Source organism: Paenibacillus puerhi (assembly GCF_009846885.1).
Lineage (GTDB): Bacteria > Bacillota > Bacilli > Paenibacillales > NBRC-103111 > Paenibacillus_G > Paenibacillus_G puerhi.
In genome coordinates, this window is record NZ_WUWM01000006.1 from 187,608 (window position 1) to 192,374 (window position 4,767).

At 54.9% G+C, this 4,767-nt stretch carries 5 protein-coding genes; 2 read left to right on the top strand and 3 right to left on the bottom strand.

All coding sequences use genetic code 11. The annotated features are described in order from the left end of the window. Positions 1–708: a serine O-acetyltransferase gene (cysE, locus tag GSF01_RS07405; RefSeq protein ID WP_159882432.1), complete on the bottom strand. Its 708-nt coding sequence runs from the start codon at positions 706–708 to the stop codon at positions 1–3. 126 nt (positions 709–834) lie between these two features. Between cysE and GSF01_RS07410 the strand changes: the two genes are divergently transcribed. After that, positions 835–1,248: a hypothetical protein gene (locus tag GSF01_RS07410; RefSeq protein ID WP_159882434.1), complete on the top strand. Its 414-nt coding sequence runs from the start codon at positions 835–837 to the stop codon at positions 1,246–1,248. A 20-nt stretch (positions 1,249–1,268) separates the two neighbouring features. Continuing rightward, positions 1,269–2,537, top strand: coding sequence for an MFS transporter (locus tag GSF01_RS07415; RefSeq protein ID WP_159882436.1), 1,269 nt, complete (start codon positions 1,269–1,271; stop codon positions 2,535–2,537). 62 nt (positions 2,538–2,599) lie between these two features. On the opposite strand, the gene GSF01_RS07420 is transcribed toward GSF01_RS07415, so the two are convergent. Both GSF01_RS07420 and sbnA read right to left on the bottom strand, forming a co-directional pair. After that, a complete protein-coding gene (locus tag GSF01_RS07420; RefSeq protein ID WP_159882438.1) occupies positions 2,600–3,571 on the bottom strand; it encodes a 2,3-diaminopropionate biosynthesis protein SbnB in 972 nt (323 codons plus the stop codon). A gap of 86 nt (positions 3,572–3,657) precedes the next feature. Further along, positions 3,658–4,629 (bottom strand): 2,3-diaminopropionate biosynthesis protein SbnA, encoded by a 972-nt coding sequence (sbnA, locus tag GSF01_RS07425; RefSeq protein ID WP_159882440.1) that lies wholly within the window; start codon positions 4,627–4,629, stop codon positions 3,658–3,660. Positions 4,630–4,767 lie beyond the last annotated feature (138 nt).

Sequence of the window (4,767 nt, forward strand, 5' to 3'; positions counted from 1 at the left end):
CTACCTCACTTTCTCCACGAGCAGCTCTTTCTCAAGCTCTTGAACTTTTTGCTCCAATACTTCGATCTTCTCGGCCAGCCGTTTCTCGATCAGCTCCAGTTGGCCGGTCATTTGTTCCAGCTTCTCCCGAGCAGGTCCGAACGGCTTGTCCGCATCAAGATCGGCCGATGAGGAGCGATCGCCTATCTGCTCGCCTCCTCGCCGTACGACCTTCCCGGGAATCCCTACGACCGTACTGTGCGGGGGCACCTCGTGAAGCACGACCGAGCCTGCGCCGATTTTTGAGTAATCGCCTACCGTAAAAGGCCCCAGCACCGTCGCTCCCGAGCTGATGATCACATGATTGCCGATTGTGGGATGACGCTTTCCGACGTCTTTGCCCGTCCCGCCAAGCGTAACCCCTTGGTAGATCGTAACATGATCGCCGATCACCACGGTTTCTCCGATGACGACGCCCATGCCGTGGTCGATGAACACGCCCTCGCCGATTACGGCTCCGGGATGAATCTCGATTCCCGTCAGCGCACGGGAGAGGGCAGCCACGATGCGGGCAGTCAGTCGGAAGTTCCATTTCATCAATCGATGAGCGATACGATGCAGCAGCAGGGCGTGGAAGCCCGAATAGACCAAAACCACTTCGAATGCCGACTTGGCGGCGGGATCCCGGGAGAGGGCGGCCCGGATGTCTTTTTTTATCGCTGCTAGCATAAATGCCTCCTTTCCGTCTAAGAGCTCCATTTGTTAGTATTATGTAATTGAAGAAAATGTTTACATTTCCTATTGTTTTGATATAGTATGAACTTGCAATCCACTATTTTGTCGGGAGGAACATGTATGATTTGGATGTTACTGGTTGGTGTCGGTATTGAAATTTCGGGAGTGGTCTGGGACACGATTTATCACGAGAAGTACGGATATGACGAGCTTTTCTTCATCCCCCCGGCGCATTATATGGACCTGGTCGGCGCGCCTCTTCTCTTCATCACCGCCCTCTTGCTGAAGCGACAAGGCAAGATCCCTTCCTGGCCTTTGTACGGCATTATGCTCGGCGCCGTTCTGCAAACAATCGGCTGGGTATGGGACAACGTCGGCTACCATCTCCGCGGCATTGAGCCAAGTCCGCTGGCCCCTCCGCATCTCGCTTTGAATCTTGGCTTGCTGGCCATGCTGCTATGTACCATCGCGGCCTTCATCGGACGAGCGGTGAGACGGGCCAAGGCCAAATCCAATCCTAAGCTATCCGCTTAAGGGAAGGAGGGTTCCCGATTATGATGCAGGTTCTGAGAAACGCTAACTTTCTTTCCTTCTTCACCTCGCGCACCTTGGCCAACTTTGCGGACAGCATCTACTTCATCGCGCTGCTGTGGATCGTCCAAACGACGTTCCATTCACCGGCCTTTACCGGATTTACGTTCACCGCTTTGTCCCTGGCCGCCGTCTTCAGCTTTGCCTTCGGACCGCTGATCGACCGGATCTCGGCAGCTGCCTTATCCGGTGTCGCACTCCTGGCCCAAGGGATCATCTTGCTCTTCATCCCTGTGCTGACCGGCCAAAGCCTGCTTTCCTTTTCGATCATTCTCGTTCTTGTTCTGGTAGCTTCGCTGTTCGCAGCCGTATTCTACCCGGCCAATATGTCGCTGATTCCGCAAATTTTGGAGGATAAGGACAAGCTCGTCCAGGGCAATGCCCTGGTCTCCTCCTCCGATCAATTGATCAACCTTATCGGTTTTCTCCTCGGGGGAACCCTGGTCGCTTGGATAGGAGCCAGCCAGTCGTTTTACGTGGCTTCGGGCGCCATGCTCGCCGGGTCCATCCTATTTTTTCTCCTCACGCGTCGCATGAAAGCCGGGAAGCCCAGCCGTACAGATGCCAGCAGCGGTTCGTCGTCTTCCTCTCCTGCCTCCTACATGGCCGAGATCAAAGAGGGCCTGCATTTTCTATGGGGGAATCTGTTCCTTCGGGTCTTAATGCTGCTCAATCTAGTCGCCAATTTCTCCATCGCCCTGCTGATCATTGCGCTGCCTTCGCTGGGCGAATCCTACGGTTCCGCCTTCTATTACAGCGCCATTTATGTGGCCTTCTTCTTCGGGATGATTATCGGCGCGCTGATGACGAATTCGATCAAAAAGACCGGCATGAACATATCCTTATTCTGGATCGGCAGCGGCTTGGCTCTCATGCTTTTCTTCGTGCTGCCGCATGCTATCGGCTGGAAGGTCATCTCCATCGCCTTGTTCGGGCTTTGTTCGGGGGTAGTGAATGTGCTTCAGATGAGCTTTATCCAGCTGCTGACCGAGGAGCGGATGATGGGACGGGTCATGTCCTCCGTGACGACCATGTCCAATATCGCGATCCCGCTAGGCAGCTTGATCGGCTCCTCGTTGGCGCTGCAACTGCGGATCGAAACCTTGTTCCTGCTGGCCGGCTCTTTAATCATCGGCTGCGGGGCCGTTATGCTGATGATTCGTTCGGTACGCCGTTTTACCGCCGATAGTATCCAGCCCTCCCATGCGCAATCGACCGAAGTGGCCGTCTAGCCATCGCACAGAACTCGCCCGTTATGCTCCGGTCGACCGACCGGACATAACGGGCTTTTCCGTTAGGCCGGAAGCATGTGCCCGACATTATCCCTTAAAGCTTTATTGACGAAATAAGTAGCGATCGCCACGTCGAAGACAGCCATACCCATCGGATTAAACATAATCGGGGCATCCGCCGGAAATGCTTCCATACAGCCCCCCACGATCAGATCCGTTATCGAGCGAACGGCCGTCTGCTGAAGTCCCTCCTGCAGATGAAACCGTTCGATGTCCGTTTTCTCCCGGCACACCTCCTCCCAGCTGTCGACGACGATCGTATCGCGTACATAGGGGAACACGTCGTTCTTGAAGTCGCGCAGCGAAATATTCAGAAGCAGCGCGCCCTCCTTGGGTCGTCGGTCGATATAAGGCTCCGGGGCAACGGTACACGTCATAAACCAATCAGCGTCTTCATAGGCATCCTGCCAGCTATCCGTTACGACGACCTTATCGCGGTAGGACTCCGGAATAAGCCGGATGTCGATCGGTCTCGGATCGTACAGCTTGACCTTCCCGATGCGTTCTCCCCATAACGACATCGCCATCTGCAGATGCTGCCTCCCGATCGGCCCGAAGCCTGTGATTCCGAGGTTGTACGCAGCCTTGGGCCGATGCCGGACATACTCCCGAATCACACTCCCGGTCACCGAAGCGGTGCGGATGGTGCTGAGCAATGCCGTATGGATGATGGCCTTGGGCTCTCCCGTATCCGCATGGTTCAGGATGACGACGCAGCTGGCCCGCGGCAAATGCTTATCCACATTGCCGGGAAAGCTGGCGATCCACTTGATCCCTGCCGCATTCATCTGTCCCCCGACAAACGCGGGCATCGCAATAATCCGATTGGCCGGATCGCGAAAGCGAAGATAAGGCTTGACGGGCTGCACGCAATCCCCCTGTTCCAGATAGCGGACTGTCTCTTCGATAACGGAGACCGTTTCCTCCCAATCTCCATGCATTTCCATTACATGACCTTCGTTCAAATAGAGCATCCCAGCATCTCCTTCATCTATAGAGCGGGTTTTAGACGGCTCGCTCCGACTGCAGCCTGCAGATTGTTAACTGTTGACTTCGGCTGCTATACCGTTTCCAGCTTGTTTACCTGGTCGTAGATAGAGTCGCACCATGCCTCATTGTAAATCGTACTGGCATAGCGCTCGCCCCTGTCGGGGAAAATCATCACCACATTCGGCGGCTCGGGGAACACGCGTCCCGCGAAATAATGTCTGACCGCCGCATATACGGAGCCCGAGGAGCCTCCCGTGTACATGTAATGTTTAGTTAATAACCGGTGACAATGCTCGATGGTCGCTACCTCGTCAACCAGAATAACGTCGTCATACAGCGCTTGCTTCAAGATATCCGGCACCATACTGGAGCCAATACCGGGGATATGACGCTTGCGGGGTATACCTCCGAATATGACCGAGCCCTGCATATCGACGGCAATGATCTGAGCCTTCGGGTATCGCTCCTTGACCTTCCTTGAAGTGCCTGCCAGGGTCCCTCCCGAGCTGACACCGAGAAACACATAGTCGATCCCCTCAAGCTGCTCGCAAATTTCTGTCCCTAAGGAGTTGTAGTAAGCCTCGGCGTTCAGCGGGTTGCCGTACTGGTTGATCCAGTAACAATTGGGCAGATCCCGTAACAGCCGCTGTATGACGGCGATCCGGGTCAGCAGGTAGCCGCCGCTGTGGTCGGGCTCCGTTACTTTGATCAGATTGTCACTCAGCCGCCGGATGATCATTTCATTTTCCGGTGAAATATTCGGGTCGACGACACACCAGAAGTTCAGGCCCAGGCTCTTGCAATAGGAGGACAAGGCCACCCCGAAATTACCGGAAGACGACTCGATCAAAATGGTATCTTGGTTAATCGTTCCGCTGCGGAGCAGCTTTTCGAGTATGTATGCCGCGCTTCGATCTTTCACGCTTCCTGTCGGATTGAATCCTTCCATTTTTGCGTACAGCTTGACCTGCTCAAGCCCTGCATCCTGCATATGAACCAAGGGGGTGTTCCCCACCTTGCTCAGGATGGATTGGTATACCATACGCTTCACCTCGATTCCGCAATGTGTATGACGTTAACCTAGCCGGAGGTCGTCCCCCGAAGGTGGCCGGGAACCGCACGGAAGGTTCAGCTGAACGTGCGATTCCCGGACTATCTTGCGGTCAGCTCCAGACTTGCT

What these genes read in the sequence shown, in the direction of transcription:
- cysE (WP_159882432.1), bottom strand. Translation starts at nt 708, where the DNA reads ATGCTAGCAGCGATAAAAAAAGACATCCGGGCCGCCCTCTCCCGGGAT.
- GSF01_RS07410 (WP_159882434.1), top strand. Translation starts at nt 835, where the DNA reads ATGATTTGGATGTTACTGGTTGGTGTCGGTATTGAAATTTCGGGAGTG.
- GSF01_RS07415 (WP_159882436.1), top strand. Translation starts at nt 1,269, where the DNA reads ATGATGCAGGTTCTGAGAAACGCTAACTTTCTTTCCTTCTTCACCTCG.
- GSF01_RS07420 (WP_159882438.1), bottom strand. Translation starts at nt 3,571, where the DNA reads ATGCTCTATTTGAACGAAGGTCATGTAATGGAAATGCATGGAGATTGG.
- sbnA (WP_159882440.1), bottom strand. Translation starts at nt 4,629, where the DNA reads ATGGTATACCAATCCATCCTGAGCAAGGTGGGGAACACCCCCTTGGTT.